Raw genomic sequence first — 25,791 nt, forward strand, 5'->3', positions numbered from 1 at the left:
TCGCTGCGCTCATCGCGACCTACGAAGCCCAATCACAAGGAATCCACATGCTCGACTTTGAAGACGACATCACCGCTACCCCCGCAACGCCACACACGCCCATTCCTGCGCCGCCAACGCAGGCTGGAACACCTGCCGGTCGCGTGCGCGCCGCCGACAAGCGCGCCATCAACGGCGCCACCGACGTCAACCAGCTCGTACCGTTCAAGTATCACTGGGCGTGGGAGAAGTATCTGGCCGGCTGCGCCAACCACTGGATGCCGCAGGAAGTCTCCATGCAGCGCGACATCGCGCAGTGGAAGGACCCCAACGCCCTGAGCGAGGACGAGCGCCTGATCGTCAAGCGCAACCTCGGCTTCTTCGTCACCGCCGATTCGCTGGCGGCCAACAACATCGTGCTCGGCACCTACCGCCATATCACCGCGCCCGAGTGTCGCCAGTACCTGTTGCGCCAGGCCTTCGAGGAGGCCATCCACACCCACGCCTACCAGTACATCGTCGAGTCGCTGGGTCTGGACGAGGGCGAGATCTTCAACGCCTATCAGGAAGTCAGCAGCATTCGCGACAAGGACGACTTCCTGATTCCGTTCATCGACACCCTGACCGATCCGGACTTTCGTACCGGAACGCCGGAGGCCGACCAGCAGTTGCTGCGCTCGCTGATCGTGTTCGCCTGCATCATGGAAGGGATCTTCTTCTACGTCGGCTTCGTGCAGATCCTGGCGCTGGGTCGCCAGAACAAGATGACGGGCGCGGCCGAGCAGTACCAGTACATCCTGCGCGACGAGTCGCTGCACTGCAATTTCGGCGTCGACCTGATCAACACCATCAAGCAGGAGAACCCGCATCTGTGGACGCCCGCGTTCCGCGAGGAAATCCGCGCGCTCATCGACCACGGCGTGAAGCTCGAATACCGCTACGCCGAGGACACCATGCCGCGCGGCGTGTTGGGGCTCAATGCGCCGATGTTCAAGGAATACCTGCGCTTCGTCGCAAACCGCCGCTGCCGCCAGATCGGCGTCGACGAGTTGTATCCCGGCGCGGAAAACCCCTTCCCCTGGATGAGCGAGATGATCGACCTGAAGAAGGAGAAGAACTTCTTCGAGACGCGCGTCACGGAATATCAGACCGGTGGCACGCTCACCTGGGATTGAACGGTTATCCTGCGCGGATGACGAACGCGATTCCCATTCCCGCGCCCGAATGCCCGCTGTGCGGCCGCCCCAACGATTGTGCGCCGGCGCGCAGCGGCAATTTCGACACCCCGTGCTGGTGTCTCCAGGCGCGCATTCCCGCCGAGCTCGTCGATTCGCTGCCGGAGGCCGTGCGTGGGCGCGCCTGCATCTGTCGCGACTGCGTCGCCAGCCACGGCGAGGGTGTCTGATGCACATCTGGGTCGATGCCGACGCCTGTCCGGTCGTCGTCAAGGACATCCTGTTCCGCGCCGCCCGGCGCACCGGGCGGGATCTGACGCTGGTGGCCAACCAGATGATGCGCGTGCCGGCTGCGCCGAACATCCGCGCGGTGCAGGTGCCGGGCGGCTTCGATGTGGCGGACGACTGGATCGCCGAGCGCGTCACGCCGGGAGATCTGGTGGTCACCGCCGATATTCCGCTGGCGGCGCAGGTGGTGGAAAAGGGTGCGCTGGCGCTGAGCCCGCGCGGCGAGCGCTACGGCAAGGACAACATCCGCGAACTGCTCGACCTGCGCAACTTCATGGACACGCTGCGCACTACCGGTGTCGACACCGGTGGGCCGACGGCCTTCGGGCAGGCCGATCGACAGAAGTTCGCCAACCAGCTCGACCGTCTGCTCGCGCAGGCGAAATGAAAAAACGCCCGGCGATACCGGGCGTCCCGAGGGATGGCGGCGATCAGGCCGCTTTCTTTTTCGGGAAGAAGCCCGACGGGCCGGTGGTCAGGCCCGGTGTGCGGCAGAAGCGGAAGTAGCCGCCCAGACCGAGCGCGTCGTGCATTGCGCTGATGGCCTCGATGCCGGCGAACACCGTGCCGTCGGCGTCGCGTACGTGGATGGTCTTCTTCACCGCATCGATGGTGCAGCCGTACTCTTCTGCCCTGCCGCCGGCGGCGATGTCGACCAGCGTCATCGCGTTGTTCTTGTCCTTGGTCTTGAGCTTCTCGACCTCGAGCTTGCTCGCGAGGTTGCCGCCATCGAAGACGACGGTCAGCGGAGTTTTCGCAGTACTCATTGAATTCTCCCTTCACTGGATCAAATCGGATGACCTGCGCGGGCTGCCGCCATTGCGCAGAGCCGCGGCGACCGGTCACCGCTATATTAAATGGGGTCTGCGGGTGCGTTTCAAGCCCGCCTGCGCCGTTTCGCTCGACAGGCCGACATGCGCCCATTAGCATATGCATATATAAAAATACGAGGAGAGCTGCGATGATCCGATTGATGTCCCGCCTGGTGGCGCTGTTGCTCCTCGTTGGCGCGCCGCTGGTGCACGCCATCGACATGAAGCCCGTGCAGGTCGGCGCGCACAGCTGGTACGTGCTGGGCAAGGCCGGCATGGCCTCTGCCGTCAACGAAGGCTTCATGTCGAACGCCGGTTTCGTCGTCACCGACGAGGGCGTGGTGGTGCTCGATGCGCTGGGCACGCCGGTGCTGGGCGCGCAACTCATCGAAGAGATCGGCAAGATCACCGACAAGCCCATCCGTCGGGTCATCGTGAGCCACTATCACGCCGACCACTACTACGGTCTGCAGGCCTTCAAGGAACGCGGCATCGAGATCTGGGCGCACAAGGCCGGGCAGGGGATTCTCGCCTCCGAGGAGGCGCAGGCCCGCCTCGAACAGCGCCGCCGCGACCTGTTTCCCTTCGTCGACGAGAACACCGTGCCCACGCCCGCCGATGTGTGGCTCGACGACGACGGCGCCGAGTTCACCCTCGGTGGCGTCACCATGCGCGTGATCTACGTCGGCCCGACGCATTCGCCCGACGACGTCGTGCTGCATGTGGTCGAGGACGACATCGTGTTCGCCGGCGACCTGCTGTTTCGCGGACGCGTGCCCTTCGTCGGCAACGCGAACACGCGCGAGTGGCTCAAGGCACTTGACCGCCTGCTCGAGATCGACGCGAAGATCCTCATACCCGGCCACGGCCCGGTGTCGAAGAATCCGCAGGCCGATCTGGTGATGACGCGCGACTACCTGCGCTTCCTGCGCGAGGCCATGGGCGAGGCGGTCGACCAACTCAAATCCTTCGATGAGGCCTATGCCGATACCGACTGGAGCGCCTGGGAGAAACTGCCCGCCTTCCGCGAGGCCAACCGCCTGAACGCCTACAACGTGTTCATCCAGATGGAGCAGGCCTCGCTGCGCTGAGTGCTTGGCTCAAGCGCCGCTCCGGCTGCACTCTGCGCAGACCGCGCTGAGTTCGATCTCCGGACTCGCAAGCGCATGGCCTGCGGCCTTCAATCCCTTCATCAGGCCCGCCAATGCCGCGTCATCGTGCAGTTCGGTCACCTGTCCGCACTGCGGGCACACCAGGAACAGGCAGGCCACGTCGTGGCCCTCGTGATTGCATGCGATGAACTGGTTGGTGCGCGCGATGCGGTGCGCCAGTCCCTGCTCGATGAGGAAGTCGAGCGCGCGGTAGATCGTGGGGGGGGTTGCGGAGGCGCGTACCTGCTTGATCCGGTCGAGCAGGTCGTAGGCCTTGAGCCCGCCGGGTTCGTCCAGCAGCAGACCCAACACGGTGCGCCGGATCGGCGTGAGGCTTGTACCGCGCTGCCGGCAGTGCTGTGCAGCGTCGTCTAGCAGGGCCTGCGTCGTGGCCGGATCGGTGCTGTGGATGTGGCTCATGGCGTGCACATGATAGTCCGAATGCCTTGTCGCCGTTCGCGACGCGGTGCTGTCCATGCTTCGCACAGGGGTGTTGCGCGACGCGAGCTTCGTGTATCTTCCCTGCGCCGACAACCGTCCGTCCCGCCAGCCTCGCGGCCGGCGGCCACGATTCAGGGAAAGTACGATGAATGCGATCCAGAACGATTCCGTCCGCCCGCTGACCCGCGAGGAACTGCTCGCGGCACCGGAAGACGAGTACATGTCCGATGCCCAGCTCGAGTACTTCCGCGCCCTGCTCGAGGCCGAGCGCGAGACGCTGCTGGATTCGGCGCGCGAGACCACGCAGCACCTGCAGGAGAACGAGGTGGCTGCCGACTGGACCGATCGCGCCACGGTCGAGGAAGAGCATGCGCTGGAGTTGCGCGTGCGCGACCGCGAGCGCAAGCTGATGAAGAAGATCGAGCAGGCGCTGCGCCGCATCGACGATGGCAGCTACGGCTGGTGCGAGGAAACCGGCGAGCCGATCGGCATTCCCCGCCTGCTCGCGCGTCCCGCGGCCACGCTGAGCCTGGAGGCGCAGGAGCGCCACGAGGCCATCGAACGCGTCTCCAAGAAGGGCTGACGCCCGCGCGCCGGACGTGACCGAGGCGCGGCGCATCCCGGTCGTCGTCCTCACCGGCTTTCTCGGCGCCGGCAAGACCACGCTGCTCAATCACCTGCTCGGCACGCCGGCACTGGCCGGCACTGCCGTGCTGATCAACGAGTTCGGTCAGGTGGCGGTCGACCACCACCTGGTCGAGAAGATCGACGAAACCCTGCTCGTACTCGATGGCGGCTGCATCTGCTGCAGCGTCCAGGGCGATCTGGTGCGCGCGCTCAAGCAACTGTTCAAGCGTGCCGCGCGGCGCGAGGTCGGCCCGGTAGATCGCGTGCTGATCGAAACCACCGGGTTGGCCGACCCGGCGCCGGTGGTCTACACGCTGATGGAAGAACCCTTCATCGCCGCGCGTTTTCGCTGCGACGGGGTGATCACCGCGGTCGACGTCACCCATGCCGAGTCCCAGCTCGACGAACATCGCGAGGCCATGCGTCAGGTCGCGATGGCCGACCGGTTGCTGCTCACCAAATGCGATCTGGCCGATGCGAGTGCGCGCGAGCGCCTCGCCCAACGGCTCGCGCTGGTGAACCCTTCCGCGCCGCAGATCGAGGTCTTCGACGGCCATCCGCCGCCCGGCGCGCTGGACGGTTGCGGGCTCTATGATCCGGCCGGAAAACTTCCCGACGTCGCCGCCTGGCTGGGCGAGGAAGCCTTGCGGCGTCAGGCCGCGTTGGCGCAGACGCGCTACGCCCGCGGCCCCGCACCGCTCGCGCATGCGCCGCACGAAGTCGACGTGACCAGCTTCGTGCTGGCGTTCGACGCGCCGCTCGACTGGCTGGCCTTCTCCGAGGCCCTGCAACTGCTGCTGGCCGCGCGCGGCGAGCGCGTGCTGCGCGTCAAGGGCCTGCTGAACGTCGCCGGCGATGCCCTCCCGCGCGTCGTGCAATGCGTGCAGCATGCCGTCTATCCGCCGTCCTCGCTGCCCGCCTGGCCGACCGACGGGCCGTATGCCGACCGACGCAGCCGCATCGTGTTCATCGTGCGCGGCGTGCCGCGCGACGAGGTCGTGAACCTGTTCTCCGGGCTGCTCGGGCAGATGCCGGTCGAAAGCTGAGTCGCCGGCGCCGCCAGCTCGCCGCCCGGGTGCGTAGAATCGAAGCCCCGCAGCTTCGAACCGCGTTTCTCCTCGCCGATGCCCTCACCCGTACCCGATATCTTCGTCCTGATCGACCTCGAGACCACCGGCGCCAATCCGGTGACCGACCGCATCACCGAGATCGCGGTGATCCGCGTCGAGCACGGCGCGATCGTCGAGCGCTGGGAGACGCTGGTCAATCCGCAGCGCGGCATTCCGCGTTTCATCCAGGACATCATCGGCATCACCGACGACATGGTGCGCGAGGCGCCGTCGTTCGCGGAACTGGCGCCGCGTGTGCGTGCGCTGCTCGCCGATGCGGTGTTCGTCGCGCACAACGCGCGCTTCGACTACGGCTTCATCCGCAACGAGTTCCAGCGCATCGGCGAGGATTTCGAGGCGCCGGTGATGTGCACGGTGAAGTTCTCGCGCGCGCTCTATCCCGAACACCACCGTCACGGGCTCGACGCGCTGATCGAGCGCCATGGTTTCGCGTGCGATGCGCGCCACCGCGCCATGGGCGACGCCGACGTGTTGTGGCAGTTCCTGCAGCTGGCCGAGGCGCGCTTCATCCCTCAGACGCTGGAGCACGCCTGGGGGCGCGCGATGAAGTTTCCCAAGCGTCCGCCGGCGCTGCCCGAGGGCATGCTCGAAGGCCTGCCCGACGCGCAGGGGGTGTACATCCTGTTCGGTGAAGGCGACGAGACGCTGTTCGTCGGCCGCGCGACGAGCCTGCGCGCGCGCGTCATGGAGTTGTTCGCGGCGATCGAGCGCAAGGGCAAGGATGGCGATCTGGTGCGCGCGGTGCGCCGCCTGGACTGGGTCGAGACGCCCGGAGAACTGGCCGCGATGCTGCTCGAGCGCGAACTCGCGCTGGCGCATCGGCCGTGCCACAACCGTTTGCCGGCGGCCGGCGACGAAGCATGCGCGCTGTCGGTCGAACTGCGTCGGCGCAGTCCGCCGCTGATCCGGGCGGTACCCATCGACGGTACCGATCCAACGACCTGGGAGGGGCTTTACAGCGCGTTTCGCGGGCGCAAGGAAGCTGATGCGGTGCTGCGCGAGCTGGCGGCGAACTATGCGCTGTGCCCGCGTCGACTGGGTCTGGAGGCCGGTGCAGGAGAATGTTCCGCGCGTCGTGCCAATCGTTGCGCCGGCGTGTGCGTGCGCCGTGAAACGCCGGAGAAACACGACGAGCGCCTGCGCGGCGCGCTCGCCCCGATCGGCCCCGGACCGTGGCCGTGGGACGGGCCGGTGGTCGTCGCGGAACGCTCGGAACACACCGGTGACGAGGGCTTCCAGGTCTTCGACCATTGGTGTCATCTGGGCAGCGCCGACTCGCGCGAATCGCTCGCCACGCTGCTCGGCGATCTGCCATCGCGTGCCTTCTCGCTCGACGTGTGGCGCTTGTTTACGCGCTGGCGCGCGCAGCCCGGCAGCGAGGCGTGCATCGAACAGGCCGGGCCGTCAGGCACGACGGAACGATGACGACGGCACACGTTCCCAAGGTGGACTAGAACGAGTCATGGGCATCGCGCGCGATGCCCGCCGAGCCATTCTGTCCCGACGGAGGTGCACATGAGACGCATCTATTTCCTGGTGCCGGACCTGCCGACCGCCGAGGCGATCGTCGACGAGTTGCTGCTCGATCGTGTCGAGGCCCGTCACATCCACGTGCTCGCGCGGCGCGACACGCCGCTGGGCGATCTGCCCGAAGCCAGCGTGCTGCAGAAATCCGACTTCTTCCCGGCCATTCAGCGCGGGCTCGCCAGTGGCGGTGCCGCGGGCACGCTCGCCGGGCTGGTGGGTGTCGCGCTGGTACCCGGTTCGGTGGTCGTCGCCGGCGGCGCAGTGCTGGCCTCGGCCCTGTTCGGTGCCGGCATCGGCGCCTGGATCAGTGGCATGGTCGGCCTGAGCATCGGCAACAGCCAGGTCACCGAGTACGCCGAGGCGATCGAGGCGGGCCAGTTGCTGATGATGGTGGACGTGCCCAAGGCGCGCATCGAAGAGGTCGGCGAACTGGTGCGCCGCCATCATCCGGAAGTCGAATTCGAGGGCGCCGAGCCGTTGATGCCGGCCTTCCCCTGATTACGCCGTCACGGTCTGGCGTCGAGCCGCCGCACCGAGTGTTTCAGCGTCGCGAAGTCGAATGTGGCCCGGCGTCCGAGCAGACGCGGCAGGATCCACATCACGGCCACCGGTACCAGCGCCGCGACCAGGAAGGATTCGAGCAGCCAGGTCAGCGGTGCGCCCGGCGCGGGAAACAGCGTGAGGCCGGCGATCAGCCCGGCCAGCGTGGCGGCGAAGGCCGTGCGCCCGTCCAGACGCCGGTCGTAGAGGCCGTAGAACACCGGGAAGGCCGCGGCCGAACACAGCAGGTCGGCGAGCAGGAACAGGTAGAGCACGCTGTAGCCCTGCGCGGCGACGATCATCACCGGCACGGCGAGCAGCAGAACCAGCCCGCGCGCGTAGCGCATCAGGCGCTGCGGCGAGGCGTCCGGCAGCAGGCGCCGTGCGTCGACCGCGACGATGCTCGACACCGCGCTGATCGCCGTGTCCGCGCTGCTCATCACCAGTGCCAGCCCGAGCGGAATGAGCGCGATCACGAACCACTCCGGCGCGCCCGGCAGCAGGACCGCGAACAGCGCGACCGAGGCGTCGCCACCGGGTTGCAGCGCGACCCACGCGAGCCCGAACAGTCCGGTCAGGAAGATGAAGGGTGCCGCCAGCAGGCCGCCGATGAGAAAGCCGGTGGTAAGCGTGCGCGCGTCGCGCGCCGAGTACACGCGCTGCCAGTTGCCCTGGTGGAACAGGCCGGTGAGCAGGATGGCGACGAAGAAGGTCGCGCCGGCCCTGAGGCCGTCGATGCTCAGCGGGTCGAGCAGATGCGGCGCCTCGGCCTGCAGGCGCTCGATCACCGGTGCCGCGCCGCCGACCGCGCGCCAGCCCAGCACCATCAGCGTCAGCAGCAGCGGCAGGATCACCAGGGTCTGCACCTTGTCGGTGAAGATCGACGAGCGCAGTCCGCCCACCGAGGTGTAGAGCAGGGTCGCGCCCATCACGATGGCGGCCGTGAGCCACAGCGGCACCGGTGCGACCAGGGTCACCAGCCGCGCCATCGCGGTGATCTCGGCCGACAGCGCGATGAACAGGTAGAACAGCATGATCGCCAGCGTCAGCCCGTACATCGGGCGGCCGTAACGCACGATCAGGAATTCGGTGAGCGTGTGTCCTGCCGGGATCAGCGCGCGCATGCGTCGGCCCAGCGGGATCATCGCGATGCGCGGCGACATTGCGCCCAGCGCGTAGCCCGTGACTGCCGCGATGCCGCCCCAGGTGGCGGCCTGCGCCGGCGCGAACAGGATCCAGGCGCCCAGCGACGAGGCCAGCAGGGTCAGCACGGTTGCCACGCGGCCCTGGCTGTTGCGGGCGACGACATAGTCTTCGATGTCGGGGCGGTGGCGACGCGAATAGGCAATGCCGGCCAGCGCGAAGCACGCGGAGAAGGCCGCGAGCCACAGCAGGGTGGTTGTCGGATCGAACATGGGGACTCCGTGCGCGGCCGCCGGATGCGGGCGCGAGCGGCGCAGGGTAGGCAGGTGCTTACACCCTTGTCAAACGCGTCGCGGGCGATGTGCTATGGTCGGCGCACACACCGCCGCGCGTCGGCGGCGACATTTTCAGCAGGGTGATGGGCAAGGCCGCCGAGGCTCGTCGCGGCCGTTCGTCATCGTCCTGCCAGCGGAGAATCCGAGATGCAGCAGACCCACCCCTCGCCGGCTCTTTCCGACCAGATCGTGCTCGTCACCGGTGGCGCGCGCGGGCTGGGCGAGCACATCGTGCGCGCCTTCCTGCGCGAGGGCGCACGCGTGGTCATCAACTACCTGACCAGCGAGAAGCGCGCCGTGGCGATCGTCGAGGAATTCCCCGAGACCGCCTTCGCCGCGCAGGCCGACGTGTGCGACCCGGCCATGGTGCAGGCCATGTTCGACCGCGCGCAGACGCATTTCGATGCGCCGGTCACCACCGTGGTCAACAATGCGCTGCCGGATTTCACTTTCAATGGCGATGCGCGCGAGAAGGCCTATGATCTGCGCTGGGAGAGCGTCGCGCAGCAGCTGGAAGGCGCGGTGCGCGGCGCACTCAATACCACGCAGACCGCGCTGCCCGGCATGCGTCAGGCCGGCTTCGGGCGCATCGTCAACATCGGCACCAATCTGTTTCAGAACCCGGTCGTGCCCTATCACGACTACACGGCCGCCAAGGCCGCGCTGCTGTCGATGACGCGCACGCTGGCGCAGGACCTGGGGCCCGAGGGCATCACCGTCAACATGGTTTCGGGCGGGTTGCTGCGCACCACCGACTCGTCGGCCGCCACGCCCGAGGCGGTGTTCGACCTGGTCGCCGCGCACACGCCGCTGCGCCGGGTGACCACACCGGCCGAGTTCGCCGACGCGATCCTGTTCTTCGCCTCGCCGTGGGCGCGCGCCGTGACGGGGCAGAATCTGGTGGTCGACGGCGGTCTCGTGAAAGACTGATCGTGATCCATCTCAACGCGTTTCTCTTCGCTTGCGGCCACCATCGCGCCGCCTGGCGGCATCCGCAATCGACGGTCGAGCGCCTCGGCGACATCACCTACTGGGAAGAGCTCGCGCGCATCGCCGAACGCGGAAAGCTCGACGCCATCTTCTTCGCCGACGGACATACCCCGCAGAACGTCGCCGACGGCCCGCGCTGGTTCTTCGAGCCGCTCACGCTGCTCGCCGCGCTGTCGCGCGCGACTACGCACATCGGCCTGATCAGCACGGTGTCGAGCACCTTCTTCACGCCGTTTCACGCCGCGCGCATGCTCGCCTCGCTCGACCACATGTCGCACGGGCGAATCGGCTGGAACGTGGTCACCTCGATGTTCGACGCCGAGGCGCGCAACCACGGCTTCGAGGCCATGCCCGATCACGACTGGCGCTATGCCCGCGCCGAGGAATTCATCGCCGCCACGCTCGCGCTGTGGGATTCGTGGGCCGACGACGCGGTGCTCAACGACCGCGCCGGCGCCTGGGCCATGCCCGAGCGCGTGGTGCCGGTGAACCACCGTGGCGAGCATTTCTCGGTCGACGGCCCGCTCACCGTGCCGCGCATGCCGCAGGGCCATCCGGTGCTGTTCCAGGCCGGCGCGTCCGAGCAGGGGCGCGACCTCGCCGCACGCCGGGCGGAGGCCATCTACGCCGTGGCCTGGGATCTGGAAGTCGCGCAGGACTACCGTCGCGACATCCTGCGCCGGGTGCGCGAGGCCAGCCGCAGCGATGCGGTGCCGGTGATGCCGGGTCTGGTCACCTATGTGGCCTCGACCGAGGACGAGGCGCGCGCCAAGCAGCGCGAACTCGACGAACTGCTGCCGGCCGCGACCTCGCTGCGCCAGCTCGCAAGCTTCATCGGCCAGGACTGCTCGGACTGGGATCTCGACGCCCCGGTACCCGATCTGCCGCCGCTGGAGACTTTCACCGGCCCCAAGGGGCGCTACGCGACCATCCTGCGCATCATCGAATCCGAGCGCCCGACGCTGCGTGGGCTGCTCGGCCGGCTCGCCGCCGGTGGCGGACACTGCACCATGGTCGGCACGCCGGCGAGCATCGCCGACCGCATGGAGCATTGGGTCCGCAACGGCGGCGCGGACGGCTTCAACCTGATGCCGCCTTCGCTGCCCGGCTCGCTCGAGGATTTCGTCGACCACGTCGTACCCGAGTTGCAGCGCCGCGGCCTGTTCCGGCGCGAGTACGAGTCCGCCACGCTGCGCGGCCACCTCGGCCTGACGCGGCCGGAGTGCCGGCGTGGGTGAACTGAACATCGTCGGCTGTGGTCGCGCGGCACGCACGCTGGCGCGGCTGTGGGCTGCGGCCGGCACACTCACCATCGGCGACGTGCTGACGCGCTCGCCGGCCAGCGCAGCCGAGGCCGTGGCTTTCATCGGTGAGGGCCACGCGGCAGCCTCGTTCGACGACATGCGCCCGGCCGCGCTGTGGCTGCTGGGTGTGCCGGACCGCGACATCGCCGCCTGCGCGCAGGCGCTCGCTGAGAGCGCTCGCGTGCGCCCCGGTGACGGCGTGTTTCACCTGTCCGGCTTTACGCCGTCGGCCGCGCTCGCCCCGCTGGCGGCGCGCGGCGCGCGCATCGCCAGCGTGCATCCGGTGATGAGCTTCGCCGACCCGGGCATCGCAATCACCCGCTTTGCCGGCACGCCCTGCGGGGTCGAGGGCGATGCGGGACTGGCGGCCGAACTCGATCATCTGTTCGTCGCGATCGGTGGTACGCCGTTCGCGCTCGATGGCGAACGCAAGCCGCTCTATCACGCCGGCTCGGTGTTCGCGTCGAACTTCCTGGTCGTGATCCTCGACGCCGCGAGCCGCGCCTATGTCGATGCCGGCGTGCCGCCGGAAACCGCCGACGCGATGCTCGCCGCGATCTCGCGCGGCGCGCTGGAGAACGTGCTCGCGCTGGGCGGCCCGCACGCGCTCACCGGCCCGGCCGCACGCGGCGATCGCGAGGTGGTCGCCCTCCAGCAAGGCGTGGTGTCGGCCTGGGACGCGGACGCCGGCCGCGCCTACGATGCACTGAGCGCGCTCGCCTTCGCACTTGCTGCGCGGCGCGACGCGACGGAGTCGGGCGCGCAGTGACCATCTCGAAAACCCGCGTTCTGCGCCTGCTGGTGACGCTGCGTCGCTATCGCGGTGCTCTGGCGCTGTTCGGTTTCCTTTCGGGTGTGGCCAGTTTCATGCTGGTCGATCGTCAGGAGGAGAGCTTCGCTCGCGTCATTGCCCTGGTCATGCTCGTGAGCTGGCCCTGGCTGTTGCTCGAGAACGTGCTGCGTCGCTGGCTGGACGTGCGCTTTCATTTCCGGCTGCCGGCTCCGCTGCTGCGTTACGCGACGCAGATGATCCACCAGGAGAGCCTGTTCTTCGTCCTGCCCTTTTTGTTCTTCGCGACGACCTGGAGCAGCGGCCAGGCGGTGTTCACCGGGCTCATTGGCTGTGCGGCGCTGGTGTCGGTACTCGATCCCGTCTACTACAAGTGGCTTGCGCCGCGCCGCTGGCTGTTCCTGGGATTTCACACGCTGGCACTGTTCGTCGTGCTGCTCACGGCCCTGCCCATCCTGCTCAACGTGCCCACGCACCAGACCTATCTGTATGCGCTGTTCGCCGCCGTGCTGCTGTCTTTTCCCAGCCTCGCTGCGGTAATCCGTGCGCGCACGCGCTGGCGCGGCTTGCTGCTCGCGGGTCTGGTGGTGGCGCTGGGCGCGTTCGGCTGGGTGGGTCGCTTCTGGGTGCCGCCGTCTACGCTGCGGCTGACCGACATCCAGCTCGCGCTGGAAATGGATCGAGAGCGCCGCGCGCCCAGCGTGCCGGTGTCGCAGGTGTCGGTCGAGCGGCTGCACCGCGATGGCCTGTTCGCCTATACCGCGATCCATGCGCCGCTGGGCCTGCAGGAACGCATCTTCCACGTGTGGATGCTCGACGGGGAGGAAGTCGACCGCATTCCGCTTGAAATCCAGGGCGGACGCGAGCGGGGCTACCGCGCCTGGACGCACAAGCTCAACTTCCCCGAGGACTCGGGCGGGCGCTGGCGCGTCGAGGTCGTCACCGAGTCCGGCCAGATGATCGGCAGAGGTCGTTTCCGCACGGTCGCGGAGACTCCGGCGCCGGACTGAGCCAGGCCGCTGCCGGGTCGGTGGGCATGGGGATTGCTTTTCAACGTACATCCCGTTGCCAGTCCGGCGCGAGCGGTTCCGGCCGTCGCCCGGCCGCCCGATGAACGAAGATTCCGCGATCCACGCTCCACAGGCGCCCGCCGCCGATGCGGTGCAGCGCGTCGTCAAGGTCCGCCGCGACTACAACACCTGGGTCGCGAACGAGACCATGGAGGACTACGCGCTGCGCTTCACGCCGCGCAGCTTCCGCCGCTGGTCGGCGCTGCGGGTGGGCAACACCGCCTTCGGGTCGGCATCGTTTCTGGTGCTCGAGGCGGTGGGCGCGACCATGCTGGTGGGCTACGGCTTCATCAACAGCTTCTGGGCCATCCTCGCGATCGGACTGATCATCTTCCTCACCGGCCTGCCGATCAGCCTGCATGCCGCGCGCCATGGCGTGGACATGGACCTGCTCACGCGCGGTTCGGGCTTCGGCTACATCGGCTCGACCATCTCGTCGCTGGTCTATGCCTGCTTCACCTTCATCCTGTTCGCGCTCGAAGCGGCCATCATGGCCTACGCGCTGGAACTGGCCTTTCACATCCCGCCGGCGTGGGGTTATCTGATCTGTGCGCTGGTGGTGATTCCGCTGGTCACGCACGGCATCACCGTGATCAGCCGCATCCAGACTTTCACGCAGCCCATCTGGCTGTTCCTGCTGGCGCTGCCCTTCCTCTATGTGTTGAACCAGGACGCAACCGTGCTGCAGGCGCTTTGGCACTATCCCGGTGCATCGGGCGAGGCGGGCGGATTCAACTGGCACCTTTTTGGTGCGGCAATGACGGTCGGGATCGCGCTGATCACCCAGATGGGGGAGCAGGCCGACTATCTGCGCTTCATGCCGGAGCGTACCGAGTCCAACAAGGGGCGCTGGCTCACCGGCGTGGTGCTCGGCGGCCCCGGCTGGGTCGTGATGGGCGTGATCAAGATGCTCGGCGGCGCGCTGCTGGCGTGGATGCTGCTCGAACAGGGGGTGGCGGTCGAAAAGGCCGTGGACCCCAACCAGATGTATCTGCTGGGCTTCGGCCTGGTGTTCGATTCGGTGGCGTGGGCGGTCGGCGTGACCGCGCTGTTCGTGATCGTCTCGCAGCTCAAGATCAACGTCACCAACGCCTACGCCGGCTCGCTGGCGTGGTCGAACTTCTTCTCGCGCTTGACCCACAGCCACCCGGGGCGCGTGGTGTGGGTGGTGTTCAACGTGCTGATCGCACTGCTGCTCATGGAGATGAACGTCTTCGGCGCGCTCGGCCAGGTGCTGGGGCTGTACTCGAACGTGGCGATCTCGTGGATCGTCGCGGTGGTGGCCGATCTGGTCATCAACAAGCCGATGGGCTGGTCGCCCAGGGGCATCGAATTCAAGCGCAGCCATCTGTACGACATCAACCCGGTGGGTGTCGGCGCGATGGGGGTGGCATCCATATTGTCGGTGGCGACCTTCGTGGGTCTGTTCGGCGAAGGCATCCAGCCCTTCGCGCCCTTCGTCGCGATGATTGCCGCCCTGGTGGTGTCGCCGCTGATTGCGTGGTGGACGCAGGGCCGCTACTACCTCGCGCGAGCGCCCGAGCCTCCGGTCGAGGGCCAGCGCAAATGCACCATCTGCAAGCAGTACTTCGAGGTCGAGGACACCAGTTTCTGCCCGGCCTATCGCGGCACCATCTGCTCGCTGTGCTGCACGCTGGACGCGCGCTGTGGCGACCTGTGCAAGCCGCACGCGCGTATCTCGGCGCAATGGGCGGCGCTGTTGCAGCGCTGTCTGCCGGCGCGGTTGCGGCCCTACCTGGACGCCGGGCTGGGCCATTATCTGCTGCTGACCGGCGGAGTCGTGTCCTTCCTCGCCCTGCTGCTCGGGCTGATCTACGTGCATGAGGCGCAGGCGCTGGGGCCGGAAGCGGCCGGGACACTCGACGGCGTGTTCCTCAAGGTCTTCGTCGCGCTGTTGATCGTCGCCGGCACCGGCGCATGGTGGATGGTGCTCACGCACAAGAGCCGGCATGTCGCGCAGCAGGAATCCAATCGCCAGACGCAATTGCTGGTGCGAGAGATCGAGTCGCACAAGCGCACCGACGAGCAGCTGCAGAACGCCCGCCGCGTCGCGGAGCAGGCCAACTCGGCCAAGAGCCGCTACCTGACCGCGATCAGCCACGAACTGCGCACGCCGCTCAACAGCATTCTCGGTTATGCGCAGATCCTCGACGCCGACGAGGCGATCCCGCCCAATCGGCGGCCGGCCGTTGGCGTGATCCGCAAGGGCGGCGAGCATCTGCTGTCGCTGATCGAGGGCACGCTCGACATCGCCCGCATCGAGGGCGGCAAGCTCACGCTGGACGTGCGCCCGCTGGCCTTCCCGGCCTTCATGCGCCAGATCGTCGGCATGTTCGAACTGCAGGCACGCGACAAGGGTCTGCGCTTCACCTACGAACCGGCCGAACCACTGCCCGAGGTCGTGCGTGCCGACGAGAAGCGTCTGCGCCAGATCCTCATCAACATCATCGGCAACGCCGTGAAGTTCACCGCGCGCGGCACGGTGCGCGTGCGTCTGTCCTGGCGTCACGAGATGGCCACCATCGAGGTCGAGGATTCCGGCCCCGGCATCGAGCCCGAAGAGCGCGCGCGCATCTTCGAGCCCTTCGAGCGCGGCCGCTCGGCGCGCGCCGGCGCGACCGCCGGCACCGGCCTGGGTCTGACCATCAGCCGCATGCTCACCGACCTGATGGGTGGCCAGATGAGCGTCGACAGCACGCCCGGTCAGGGCAGCACCTTCCGCGTGCGTCTGTTCCTGCCGCAATTGCACGGCAAGCAGGCCGAACAGGCCCTGCCGCGTGTGCGCCGCATCGGCTACAAGGGCGTGCGTCGGCGCGTCCTCGTCGTCGACAACGAGCGCGTCGATCGCGAGCTTCTGGTCTCGGTGCTCGAGCCGCTGGGTTTCGAGGTCGCCCAGGCGACGTCCGGCGAGGAGTGCCTGGAGCGCATCGGCGACGTGCGCCCGCATCTGGTGTTCATGGATCTGGCGATGGGTGGCATCGACGGCTGGGAGACGCTGCGCCGTCTGCGTGCCGGGCCGCACGCGGATGTGCCGGCCGCGATCCTGTCGGCCAACGCCTTCGACCGCAACCTCGACAACGATGTCGGCATCGGCCCCGAGGACTTCATGCTCAAGCCCATTCGCGTCGACGACCTGCTCGGATGGATCGGCCGTCGGCTGGATCTCGAATGGGTGTGCGCCGAGGCGAGCCCCGAACCCCCGCCGGCGCCGATGCCGGCTGCCGCCGATCCGATGAAGCTGCCCCCCGCCGCGGCGCGGCGCGAACTCGATGCGGTGATCGAACTGGGCTATCCGCGCGGCATCCTCGCGCGACTGGTCGAGATCGAGAACGCCCATCCCGAATGCGGCGAGTTCGTTCGCATCGCGCGCGAGATGACGCGGGCCTTCCGTTTCGATGTGCTGCGCGACATGCTGCGCGGTGACATCGCGACCACGGAGGACGATGATGATCACTGACAGTGGCCAGGGCATCGTGCTGATCGTCGACGACGTGCCCGACAACCTCGCGCTGCTGCACGACGCGCTCGACGAGTCCGGCTACACCGTGCTGGTCGCCACCAGCGGCGAGGCCGCCATCGCACGCGCGCGTCAGAGCCTGCCCGACGTCGTGCTGCTCGACGCGATGATGCCGGGCATGGACGGCTTCGAGGTCGCCCGCCGGCTCAAGGCCGACTTCGCCACGCGCGCCATTCCGCTGATCTTCATGACCGGCCTGACCGAAACCGAAAACGTCGTCGCCGCGTTCGCGGCCGGCGGCGCCGACTACGTCACCAAGCCCATCCGCCCGGCCGAAGTGCTGGCACGTATCGCTGCCCACGTGCACAACGCCCGCGAAATGCGCCAGGCGCGCACGGCGCTCGACGCCTTCGGTCAGGCCACCGTCGCCGTGCGCGCCCGCGACGGCAAGCTCGTCTGGCAGACCCCGCTGGCACGCAAGCTGCTGCGCGAATGGTTCGACCCGGAAAACGAGGATTGCCCCACGCGCCTGGCCGACTGGCTCGCCGCCGCCCGCCGCGCCCGCGGCGAGCGGCGTGAAGTCCCGCCGCTGATCGCCGCCGACGGCGAAAAGCGCCTGCTCGGGTCCTTCCACGACCAGAGCGACGACGACGGCGACGGCGAATGGCTGGTGGTGCTGCGCGAGGAAGACGACGCCAGCGCCGTCGAAACCCTGATGTCCGCCTTCGGCCTGACCGCGCGCGAAGCGGAAGTCCTGCAATGGGTCATCCGCGGCAAGACCAATCGCGACATCGGCGACATTCTCGGCACCAGCCCGCGCACCGTGCACAAGCACCTGGAGCATGTGTTCGAAAAGCTCGGCGTGGAAACCCGCACCGCGGCGGCGGGGATGGCGATGCAGAGGTTGCAGGGATAGGCCGGTTGCCTCCGGGGTGGGACAATCGGGGAGTTTCAATCGGCCCGAACTCACCATGACGCTTCCGTTCCGTTCGATCCTGATGCTTTGGCTGGCGGCAGCGCCAGGATTGGCTGCCGCTTTGCCCGAAGGCTTCGTCGACGTTCCCGAAGCGATCCCCGAGGCGCGCTACGACATCCGCTACCTCGGCTCGGAGAACTTCATCGGGCGCCCGGTCGCGGGCTACGAGCGCGCCACCTGCATTCTCAGCGAGCCGGCGGCCGAAGCGCTGGCGCGGGTGCAGCGCGAGGCCATGCTCAATGGTCTGACGCTGAAGATCTTCGACTGCTTCCGGCCGCAGCGGGCGGTGGATGACTTCGTGCGCTGGGGGCGGGATCTCGCCGATCTGAAGATGAAGGCCGCCTACTACCCGCGCGTACCCAAGGACGAACTGTTCGAGCGCGGTTACATCGCCGAGAAGTCCGGCCACAGCCGCGGCAGCACGGTGGACCTGACGCTGGTGGTGACCGACCCGGCGCGCGCAACACAGGTGTTGCAGGGGCCGATCACGGTCGGCGCGGAGGCCGACATGGGTTCGCCCTTTGACCTGTTCGATCCGCGCTCACACACGGAAAACCCGGACATGCCCGCCCATGTACGCCACAACCGCGCGTGGTTCGCTGCGCTGATGGACCGCCACGGTTTCAGCAATCTGCCCGAGGAATGGTGGCACTACACCTTGCGCGACGAACCGTATCCGGACCGCTTCTTCGACTTCCCGGTGAAGTGAAGGCAGTCGTGGCGAATGGGAGTGCGATCCCGCCGCAGATGATTGCGGCCTACGAGGCGGCCGAGTACCGCATCGAGGCCGATCCGCCCATCGTCCTGCGCATGGGTCAAATGAGCGAGCCGCTGGCAGGCCTGATGGTCGACAAGAACATGAAGTCGGCGGCCTTTCTCACTGCCTGCAACCCGCACGGCCAGATGCTTGGCGCGGCCGACAACGCAACCCGCACGGCCGCGCTGGGCGCGGAACTGGAGCGCTTCGCGCCGCTGGTGCTGCCGGCGTGCGGCGTCGATCCGGCCGGCCGTTGGCCGGACGAGCCGGGATTTCTCGCGCTCGGCTGCCCGCCCGCCATCATCGAGGCGCTGGGTCGCCGCCATCGCCAGAACGCGCTCGTGCTGTGCGGCGAGGATGCGGTGCCGCGGCTGGTGCTGTTGCGCTAGCAAGGTTTCAGTTTCGCTATTTCGTCGAGGTGCCCAGCAGGGCGTCGAAGTAATCGATGGTTCGCCGCAGGCCGTCCCGCAATTCCACTTTCGGCTCCCAGCCAAGCGCCGCGCGTGCCAGCGTGATGTCCGGCTGGCGCTGGCGCGGGTCGTCCTGCGGCAGCGGGGCGTAGGCAAGCTGCGATGCCGAGCCGGTGAAGTCGACGATGATGCGCGCCAGCTCGAACATGCTCAGTTCGACCGGGTTGCCGAGGTTGATCGGGCCGGTGACCTCGGCCGGCGTGGCCATCAGGCCGATCAGGCCATCGACCAGATCGTCGACGTAGCAGAACGAGCGCGTCTGCAGGCCGTCGCCGTAGAGCGTGATCGGCTCGCCACGCAGCGCCTGCACGATGAAATTGCACACCACGCGGCCGTCGTCCGGATGCATGCGCGGGCCGTAGGTGTTGAAGATGCGCGCCACCTTGATGGGCAGCGCGTGCTGGCGCCGGTAGTCGAAGAACAGCGTCTCGGCGCAGCGTTTGCCCTCGTCGTAGCAACTGCGCGGGCCGATCGGGTTGGCGTGGCCCCAGTAGTCCTCGCGCTGCGGATGGACCTGCGGATCGCCATAGACCTCGCTGGTCGAGGCCTGCAGGATCGGCGCCTTGAGGCGCTTGGCCAGACCCAGCATGTTGATCGCGCCGAGTACGCTGGTCTTGGTGGTCTGCACCGGATCGCGCTGGTAATGCACCGGCGCGGCCGGGCAGGCGAGATTCCAGATCACGTCGACCTCGACATACAGCGGGAAGGTGATGTCGTGGCGCAGCAGCTCGAAGCCGGGACGGTCGAGCAGATGGGCGATGTTGCGTCGCGCGCCGGTGTAGAAGTTGTCTACGCACAGCACTTCCTCGCCGGCGTCGAGCAGGCGTTCGCACAGGTGCGAGCCGATGAAGCCGGCGCCCCCCGTGACGAGGTTGCGGCGGGGCGAATGCGGCGAATGCATGCGGGCGATCTCCCGGTTCGTGACAGGCAGATAGACTGCCGTTGTCGATGCTGGTCGAACTGTACCGGCTTGGCAGGGTCTGTTGCGTGTTGCGGCAGCGCGTTCGAAGCCGATTTGGGCCAGACCCCGCACTGCGGCAAAATACCCGATTGCTTTGCCGCTCCATAGAGGCAACCCTTGTTCCGCTATTTCGAAAGCCGCGTCGATCCCTATCCCGACACTCCACAGGAACCGCCTCCCAAGGGCTTCTTCGCGTTCATCTGGGCGGGGACGCAGGGGCTGCGGCCGTTCATCTTCGGGCTGACGCTGCTCACCGCGTCGATCGGCGCGTTCGAGGCGGTGCTGTTCGCGATGCTCGGGCGCGTGGTCGACTGGCTGTCGGCGGTCGAGCCGGCGAACCTGTGGGCCGAGGAAGGCGGCACGCTGGCGTTGCTGGCGGGCATCATCGTCGCGAGCATGGTGCTGGTCGCGCTGCAGACGACGATCAAGCATCAGGGGCTGGCGGGCAACTTCCCGATGCGGCTGCGCTGGAATTTCCACCGCCTGATGCTCGACCAGAGCATGAGCTTCTACCAGGACGAGTTCGCCGGGCGCGTCTCGGCCAAGGTCATGCAGACCGCGCTCGCGGTGCGCGACACGGTGCTGATCCTGACCGACATTCTGGTGTTCGTGACGATCTACTTCGTCACGATGATCTTCGTCGTCGGCGGCTTCGACCTGTGGCTGGTCGTGCCCTTCATGATCTGGGTTTCGCTGTACCTGGTCGCGCTGTGGGCGTTCGTGCCGCGCCTGGGCAAGGTCTCACGCGCGCAGGCCGACGCGCGCTCGCTGATGACCGGGCGCATCACCGATGCCTACACCAACATCGCCACGGTCAAGCTGTTCTCGCACGCCGGGCGCGAGGCGTCCTACGCGCGCGGCGCGATGCGCGAATTCATGGCCACCGTGCACGCGCAGATGCGCCTCGTGTCCGGCATCGAGATGGTGAACCACGCGCTGGCCATGCTGCTCATCATGGGCACCACGGGCGTGGCGTTGTGGCTGTGGACGCAGGGTCAGGTGGGCATCGGGGCGCTCGCGGCGGCAACCGCCATGGCGCTGCGCCTCAACGGCATGTCGCACTGGATCATGTGGGAGATGGCGCAACTGTTCGAGCAGGTCGGCACGGTACAGGACGGCATCAACACGCTGTCGCTGCCGCGCCGCGTGATCGACCGCCCGGACGCGAAGCCGCTGGCCGTGCCGCACGGCGAAATCCGCTTCGATCACGTACGCTTTTCCTACGGCGCCGGACCGGATGCGCCCCAGGTCATCGACGACCTGACGCTGACCATCCGCCCGGGCGAGAAGATCGGTCTGGTGGGGCGCTCGGGCGCGGGCAAGTCCACCATCGTCAACCTGCTGCTGCGCTTTCACGACGTCGAATCCGGCCGCATCCTGATCGACGGGCAGGACATCGCCGAGGTCGCGCAGATCTCGCTGCGCGAACACATCGGCATGGTCACGCAGGACACCTCGTTGCTGCACCGCTCGGTGCGCGACAACATCCTCTACGGCCGCCCCGACGCGAGTGAGGAGGAGATGATCGCCGCCGCGAGGCGTGCCGAGGCGCACGACTTCATCCTCGGTCTGACCGACCCCAAGGGGCGCTGCGGCTACGACGCCCACGTGGGCGAGCGTGGCGTGAAGCTCTCCGGCGGCCAGCGCCAGCGCATCGCCATTGCCCGCGTGATGCTCAAGGACGCCCCCATCCTGCTGCTGGACGAGGCCACCAGCGCGCTCGACTCGGAGGTGGAAGCCGCCATCCAGAGCAGTCTCTACCGCCTGATGGAAGGCAAGACCGTGGTCGCCATCGCCCACCGGTTGTCGACCATCGCCGCGATGGACCGGCTGATCGTGCTCGACCACGGCCGCATCGTCGAGGAGGGCGGCCATCGCAGCCTGCTCGAGCACGGCGGCATCTACGCCCGCCTGTGGGCGCACCAGAGCGGCGGCTTCCTGATCGATGACGACGAGGACGACGACACGCAGACGCGCGAACCGCAGTCCGCTGCGGTGTAGCTCACGTCGCCCAGTCTTCGACCCTCAACCCCTCGATGCGGTCGAACTCGCGCGTGTTGTGCGTGACCAGCGTCGCGCCTTCGGCCAGTGCATGGCATGCGATCCACAGGTCGTTGGCGCCGATCGGCGTTCCCGCCGCCTTCAGGCGGGAGAACTGTGCGGCGTAGTGATGGCAGATGTCGGGTTTCGACGGATACAGCACCGGCACCTGTCGCGTGAGCGCGGTCAGCCGGCCCAGCACTTCCGGCTTGCGCGTGCTGCGCTCGGCCCCCTTGAGCAGTTCCGCATAGGTGATGAAGGACATCGCCAGCGCATCGCCCTCCGGCAGTGCGTCCACCCGCTCGGCGACCTGCGGTGGCCGGTTCCTGATCAGGTAGATCAGGATGTTGGTGTCGAGCAGGTAGATCACAGCGTTTCGCGGTCCTGCATCGGCTGCGCTGCAGCGCGATCCTCCTCCAGCGCGGCGACGAATTCGTCGTCGAAGCCTTCCAGTGCGGCGAGCAAGGCCTTGCCGCGCTGCGCCGGCAGCGGGTGGATGACGAGATCCCCGTCGGCATTGCGATGAATGCGCACGCGGTCGGTGTCCAGCCGCAGTTCCGCGGGGATGCGTACCGCCTGGCTGTTGCCGTTGGCGAAGACCCGTGTCGTTAGTTCATTCATGGGTCGCTCCTGGTGAGTACACGTGTGTGTGCATGATACGTTCCCCGGGGCGCTCGTGCCAAGCCGGCTTTGTGTGCCCGTGTCCCGCATACGCCATGTTGCGTATTCCCGCTGCATGAGCGCGGCCCTACCCTGAACTCGCACTGCTTCATGCGATTTCCTCCAACACGTTCAGGGAGCCCCTCATGCAAAACCGTCGCAACTTCGTCAAGTCCCTCGTACTTTCCGCCTCGATCGCCGCCATCGGCGTGCCCATCGGCGCGGCCGCCGCCGATACCATCAAGGTCGGCATCCTGCATTCGCTCTCCGGCACGATGGCGATCTCCGAGACCGCGCTCAAGAACGTCGCGCTGATGACCATCGAGGAGATCAACGCCAACGGCGGCGTGATGGGCAAGCAGCTCGAGCCGGTGGTCGTCGACCCGGCTTCCGACTGGCCGCTGTTCGCCGAGCGCGCGCGCCAGCTCATCACCCAGGACAAGGTTTCCGTGGTCTTCGGCTGCTGGACGTCGGTCAGCCGCAAGTCGGTGCTGCCGGTGTTCAAGGAGCTCAACGGTCTGCTGTTCTACCCGGTGCAGTACGAGGGCGAAGAGCTCGAGAAGAACGTCTTCTACACCGGTGCGGCGCCCAACCAGCAGGCGATTCCGGCCACCGAGTACCTGATGAGCGAGGAAGGCGGGGCTGCCCGCCGCTTCGTGCTGCTGGGCACGGACTACGTCCATCCGCGCACCACCAACAAGATCCTGCGTGCCTTCCTCAACAGCAAGGGCATTCCCGACTCCGACATCATGGAGGAGTACACGCCCTTCGGGCACTCCGACTACCAGACCATCATCGCCAACATCAAGAAGTTCTCGGCCGGTGGCAAGACCGCGGTGATCTCGACCATCAACGGTGACTCCAACGTGCCGTTCTACCGCGAGCTGGGCAACGCCGGGCTGGCGGCCACCGACGTGCCGGTGGTGGCCTTCTCGGTCGGCGAGGAAGAACTGCGCGGCGTCGACACCAAGCCGCTGCTGGGCCACCTGGCTGCGTGGAACTACTTCATGTCGGTCGACAACCCCGCCAACGAGGCCTTCGTCAGCAAGTACCGCGCGTGGGCCAAGGCCAACAACGTGCCCAACGCCGACACCGTCGTGACCAACGACCCGATGGAGGCCACCTACGTCGGCATCAACATGTGGAAGCAGGCCGTGGAGAAGGCCGGCACCACCGATGTCGATGCCGTCATCGAGGCCATGGGCGGCCAGACCTTCGACGCCCCGTCGGGCTTCACGCTGAAGATGGACGAGACCAACCACCACCTGCACAAGCCGGTGCTGATCGGCGAGGTGCGTGACGACGGCCAGTTCGACGTCGTGTGGGAGACGGACTCCCCGATCCGCGCCCAGCCGTGGAGCCCGTACATCGAGGGCAACGAGTCCAAGCTCGGCAAGTAAGCCCGCCCGGGGCCGGAAGCGACGCGGCAGCCGCCGTGGCCGCTTCCGGCCCTTCCCGATTTCCAGAGGTAAGCGATCATGTTCCGCAGCCTGTTGCGCCTTCTCGTCCTGCTCATCGCGTTTGCCGCCGGCAGCGTGCACGCCGCCCTGCCGCCGGAGGTGCTCTCCGGCCTCGGCTCGAAGAGCTTCGGCGAGCGCATCGACGCCATCGAGGCGCTGGCGATTGCCGGGCCGGCCGGTGCCCAAGTGCTCGACGCCATCGAGGCCGGCGACTTCGGCGCGCTCGACGAGCGGCCCGTGATCGTACGTGGTGACACGGTGATCGACATGGCCAGCGGAGAGCCCCTCGAAGCGGCTGCGTCGGACGTGTCGAAACTGCGCGTGAACAACCGCGTGCGTCGCGCCATCTCGACCGCCAGAGCCGGCGTGGAACTGGAGACCGGCAGCGAGGCGCAACGGCTCGCCGCGGCGCAGACGCTGGTCGACAACGCCTCCGAGCGTCTGCTGCCGCTGTTCGATCGCGTCATCGAAAACGAAACGCTCGCCTCCGTGCGCGAACTCGTCGTGCTCGCGCGGGCGCGTGTGCTGCTCGGCTCGGACGACCCGGCCGACCGTCGTGCCGCCGCCGAAGCGCTGGGCGAATCGTCCGACCGTGCCGTGCTCACGCTGCTCGCACCGCTGGTCGAGCGCCAGCCGGGCGAGGCCGGCGCGCCGGGGCCGTGGAACGATCCCGACGCGAGCGTACGCGCGGCCGCGGCCGATTCCATCACCGCCATCGAGCGCCGCGTGGCCTTCGCGGCCAACGTCGCGATCGTGTTCTCCGGCGTGTCGCTGGGTTCCATCCTGCTGCTCGCCGCGCTCGGTCTGGCCATCACCTTCGGCGTGATGGGCGTGATCAACATGGCCCATGGCGAGTTGCTGATGGTCGGCGCCTACGCCACCTATCTGGTGCAGAACGTCTTCCGCACGCAGTTTCCCGAATACTTCGATTTCTACGTGCTGGCCGCCGTGCCGGTGGCCTTCTTCGTCGCCGCCGCGGTCGGTGTGGTGATGGAGCGCACGGTGCTGCGCTACCTGTACGGCCGGCCGCTTGAATCCCTGCTTGCCACCTGGGGCCTGTCGCTGGTGCTGATCCAGGCCGCGCGCGTGACCTTCGGGCCGCAGAACCTGGAGCTGTCCAACCCGTCGTGGATGTCGGGCAGCGTGGAACTGTTCGCCGGCCTGTCGCTGCCGTGGAACCGCATCGTCATCGTCGGCTTCTCGGGCTTCGTGCTGCTGCTGATCTGGCTGATGATGCAGCGCACGCGGCTGGGCATGTTCGTGCGTGCGGTCACGCAGAACCGCCCGATGGCCGGCTGCGTGGGCGTGCCCACCGCGCGCGTCGACACCATGGCGTTCGCCATCGGCGCCGGCGTGGCCGGGCTGGGCGGGCTGGCGCTGTCGCAGATCGCCAACGTCGGCCCGGCCATGGGGCAGGGCTACATCGTCGATTCCTTCATGGTCGTGGTGCTCGGCGGCGTCGGCCAGCTTGCCGGCGCGGTGTCGGCCGCCTTCGGTCTGGGCATCTTCACCAAGTTCCTCGAAGGCTGGACGGGCGCGGTGGTCGCCAAGATCCTCGTGCTGGTCTTCATCATCATGTTCATCCAGAAAAGACCGCAGGGCATCTTCGCCCTCAAGGGTCGTTTCGCAGATCAATAAGGGCGACTCATGAATCCGCCTGTTGCGCGACGCGATCTCGCCCCTGCGA

General features: G+C 67.6%; 25 protein-coding genes. 19 read left to right on the forward strand and 6 right to left on the reverse strand.

The features are described 5' to 3' along the window. The first annotated feature begins 47 nt into the window (after positions 1 to 47). From C0099_RS01035 to C0099_RS01045, 3 genes are read left to right on the forward strand one after another with little or no spacing between them, the layout of a single operon-like run. On the forward strand, positions 48 to 1,154 hold the full coding sequence (locus C0099_RS01035) for a ribonucleotide-diphosphate reductase subunit beta (RefSeq protein WP_102245715.1): 1,107 nt from the start codon (positions 48 to 50) through the stop codon (positions 1,152 to 1,154). 17 nt (positions 1,155 to 1,171) lie between these two features. Then, positions 1,172 to 1,384: a cysteine-rich CWC family protein gene (locus tag C0099_RS01040; RefSeq protein WP_102245716.1), complete on the forward strand. Its 213-nt coding sequence runs from the start codon at positions 1,172 to 1,174 to the stop codon at positions 1,382 to 1,384. Then, on the forward strand, positions 1,384 to 1,830 hold the full coding sequence (locus C0099_RS01045) for a YaiI/YqxD family protein (protein WP_102245717.1): 447 nt from the start codon (positions 1,384 to 1,386) through the stop codon (positions 1,828 to 1,830). The genes C0099_RS01040 and C0099_RS01045 overlap by 1 nt, the downstream gene beginning before the upstream one ends. Before the next feature lie 43 nt (positions 1,831 to 1,873). On the opposite strand, the gene C0099_RS01050 is transcribed toward C0099_RS01045, so the two are convergent. Further along, positions 1,874 to 2,209: a hypothetical protein gene (locus C0099_RS01050; protein ID WP_102245718.1), complete on the reverse strand. Its 336-nt coding sequence runs from the start codon at positions 2,207 to 2,209 to the stop codon at positions 1,874 to 1,876. Between the two features lie 194 nt (positions 2,210 to 2,403). Between C0099_RS01050 and C0099_RS01055 the strand changes: the two genes are divergently transcribed. Next, a complete protein-coding gene (locus tag C0099_RS01055) occupies positions 2,404 to 3,345 on the forward strand; it encodes an MBL fold metallo-hydrolase (RefSeq protein ID WP_102245719.1) in 942 nt (313 codons plus the stop codon). Positions 3,346 to 3,354: 9 nt separating this feature from the next. On the opposite strand, the gene C0099_RS01060 is transcribed toward C0099_RS01055, so the two are convergent. Continuing rightward, positions 3,355 to 3,825 carry a transcriptional repressor gene (locus tag C0099_RS01060; protein ID WP_102248331.1) on the reverse strand — a complete coding sequence of 157 codons (471 nt, stop codon included), beginning with the start codon at positions 3,823 to 3,825 and terminating at the stop codon, positions 3,355 to 3,357. 166 nt (positions 3,826 to 3,991) lie between these two features. Between C0099_RS01060 and dksA the strand changes: the two genes are divergently transcribed. From dksA to C0099_RS01080, 4 genes are all read left to right on the forward strand, one after another. Next, positions 3,992 to 4,429: an RNA polymerase-binding protein DksA gene (gene dksA, locus C0099_RS01065; RefSeq protein ID WP_102245720.1), complete on the forward strand. Its 438-nt coding sequence runs from the start codon at positions 3,992 to 3,994 to the stop codon at positions 4,427 to 4,429. 16 nt (positions 4,430 to 4,445) lie between these two features. Then, on the forward strand, positions 4,446 to 5,519 hold the full coding sequence (locus C0099_RS01070) for a CobW family GTP-binding protein (RefSeq protein ID WP_102245721.1): 1,074 nt from the start codon (positions 4,446 to 4,448) through the stop codon (positions 5,517 to 5,519). Between the two features lie 78 nt (positions 5,520 to 5,597). After that, on the forward strand, positions 5,598 to 7,028 hold the full coding sequence (locus C0099_RS01075) for an exonuclease domain-containing protein (protein ID WP_102245722.1): 1,431 nt from the start codon (positions 5,598 to 5,600) through the stop codon (positions 7,026 to 7,028). 90 nt (positions 7,029 to 7,118) lie between these two features. Next, positions 7,119 to 7,628: a DUF1269 domain-containing protein gene (locus C0099_RS01080; protein ID WP_102245723.1), complete on the forward strand. Its 510-nt coding sequence runs from the start codon at positions 7,119 to 7,121 to the stop codon at positions 7,626 to 7,628. A gap of 8 nt (positions 7,629 to 7,636) precedes the next feature. On the opposite strand, the gene C0099_RS01085 is transcribed toward C0099_RS01080, so the two are convergent. After that, positions 7,637 to 9,085 carry a sodium:solute symporter family transporter gene (locus tag C0099_RS01085; protein WP_102245724.1) on the reverse strand — a complete coding sequence of 483 codons (1,449 nt, stop codon included), beginning with the start codon at positions 9,083 to 9,085 and terminating at the stop codon, positions 7,637 to 7,639. A 210-nt stretch (positions 9,086 to 9,295) separates the two neighbouring features. Between C0099_RS01085 and C0099_RS01090 the strand changes: the two genes are divergently transcribed. The 8 genes from C0099_RS01090 (at position 9,296) to C0099_RS01125 (ending at position 18,902) form a co-directional block, all read left to right on the forward strand. After that, positions 9,296 to 10,078: a 3-oxoacyl-ACP reductase gene (locus C0099_RS01090; protein ID WP_102245725.1), complete on the forward strand. Its 783-nt coding sequence runs from the start codon at positions 9,296 to 9,298 to the stop codon at positions 10,076 to 10,078. 2 nt (positions 10,079 to 10,080) lie between these two features. Continuing rightward, a complete protein-coding gene (locus C0099_RS01095; protein WP_173768938.1) occupies positions 10,081 to 11,376 on the forward strand; it encodes an LLM class flavin-dependent oxidoreductase in 1,296 nt (431 codons plus the stop codon). Then, on the forward strand, positions 11,369 to 12,211 hold the full coding sequence (locus tag C0099_RS01100; protein ID WP_102245726.1) for a Rossmann-like and DUF2520 domain-containing protein: 843 nt from the start codon (positions 11,369 to 11,371) through the stop codon (positions 12,209 to 12,211). Before C0099_RS01095 ends, C0099_RS01100 begins: the two co-directional genes overlap by 8 nt. Then, positions 12,208 to 13,242, forward strand: coding sequence for a DUF5924 family protein (locus tag C0099_RS01105; protein ID WP_228151622.1), 1,035 nt, complete (start codon positions 12,208 to 12,210; stop codon positions 13,240 to 13,242). The genes C0099_RS01100 and C0099_RS01105 overlap by 4 nt, the downstream gene beginning before the upstream one ends. A gap of 100 nt (positions 13,243 to 13,342) precedes the next feature. Beyond that, a complete protein-coding gene (locus C0099_RS01110; protein WP_102245727.1) occupies positions 13,343 to 16,780 on the forward strand; it encodes a hybrid sensor histidine kinase/response regulator in 3,438 nt (1,145 codons plus the stop codon). Next, a complete protein-coding gene (locus tag C0099_RS01115) occupies positions 16,770 to 17,696 on the forward strand; it encodes a response regulator transcription factor (RefSeq protein WP_228151623.1) in 927 nt (308 codons plus the stop codon). The genes C0099_RS01110 and C0099_RS01115 overlap by 11 nt, the downstream gene beginning before the upstream one ends. A gap of 55 nt (positions 17,697 to 17,751) precedes the next feature. Further along, positions 17,752 to 18,465, forward strand: coding sequence for a M15 family metallopeptidase (locus C0099_RS01120; RefSeq protein WP_102245729.1), 714 nt, complete (start codon positions 17,752 to 17,754; stop codon positions 18,463 to 18,465). An 8-nt stretch (positions 18,466 to 18,473) separates the two neighbouring features. Beyond that, complete coding sequence (locus tag C0099_RS01125; protein WP_164084849.1) at positions 18,474 to 18,902, forward strand: DUF3293 domain-containing protein; 429 nt, start codon at positions 18,474 to 18,476, stop codon at positions 18,900 to 18,902. 16 nt (positions 18,903 to 18,918) lie between these two features. Here the strand turns inward: C0099_RS01125 and C0099_RS01130 are convergent, their stop codons facing one another. After that, the gene (locus tag C0099_RS01130) at positions 18,919 to 19,884 is read right to left on the reverse strand and encodes a UDP-glucuronic acid decarboxylase family protein (protein ID WP_102245731.1); all 966 of its coding nucleotides are present in this window, start codon (positions 19,882 to 19,884) and stop codon (positions 18,919 to 18,921) included. Positions 19,885 to 20,061: 177 nt separating this feature from the next. Between C0099_RS01130 and C0099_RS01135 the strand changes: the two genes are divergently transcribed. Next, entirely contained in the window at positions 20,062 to 21,945 is a 1,884-nt protein-coding gene (locus C0099_RS01135; protein WP_102245732.1) for an ABC transporter ATP-binding protein, read from the forward strand. Between the two features lies 1 nt (position 21,946). Here C0099_RS01135 and C0099_RS01140 read toward each other — a convergent pair whose 3' ends face one another. Both C0099_RS01140 and C0099_RS01145 read right to left on the reverse strand, forming a co-directional pair. Then, positions 21,947 to 22,354 carry a type II toxin-antitoxin system VapC family toxin gene (locus C0099_RS01140; RefSeq protein ID WP_102245733.1) on the reverse strand — a complete coding sequence of 136 codons (408 nt, stop codon included), beginning with the start codon at positions 22,352 to 22,354 and terminating at the stop codon, positions 21,947 to 21,949. After that, complete coding sequence (locus C0099_RS01145; RefSeq protein ID WP_102245734.1) at positions 22,351 to 22,605, reverse strand: antitoxin; 255 nt, start codon at positions 22,603 to 22,605, stop codon at positions 22,351 to 22,353. Before C0099_RS01145 ends, C0099_RS01140 begins: the two co-directional genes overlap by 4 nt. Positions 22,606 to 22,790: 185 nt before the next feature. Between C0099_RS01145 and urtA the strand changes: the two genes are divergently transcribed. Both urtA and urtB read left to right on the forward strand, forming a co-directional pair. After that, the gene (gene urtA, locus C0099_RS01150; protein ID WP_102245735.1) at positions 22,791 to 24,044 is read left to right on the forward strand and encodes an urea ABC transporter substrate-binding protein; all 1,254 of its coding nucleotides are present in this window, start codon (positions 22,791 to 22,793) and stop codon (positions 24,042 to 24,044) included. 78 nt (positions 24,045 to 24,122) lie between these two features. Next, the gene (gene urtB / locus C0099_RS01155) at positions 24,123 to 25,742 is read left to right on the forward strand and encodes an urea ABC transporter permease subunit UrtB (RefSeq protein WP_102245736.1); all 1,620 of its coding nucleotides are present in this window, start codon (positions 24,123 to 24,125) and stop codon (positions 25,740 to 25,742) included. Positions 25,743 to 25,791: the final 49 nt, after the last annotated feature.

This window comes from Pseudazoarcus pumilus (genome assembly GCF_002872475.1).
GTDB classification, from domain to species: Bacteria; Pseudomonadota; Gammaproteobacteria; order Burkholderiales; family Rhodocyclaceae; genus Pseudazoarcus; species Pseudazoarcus pumilus.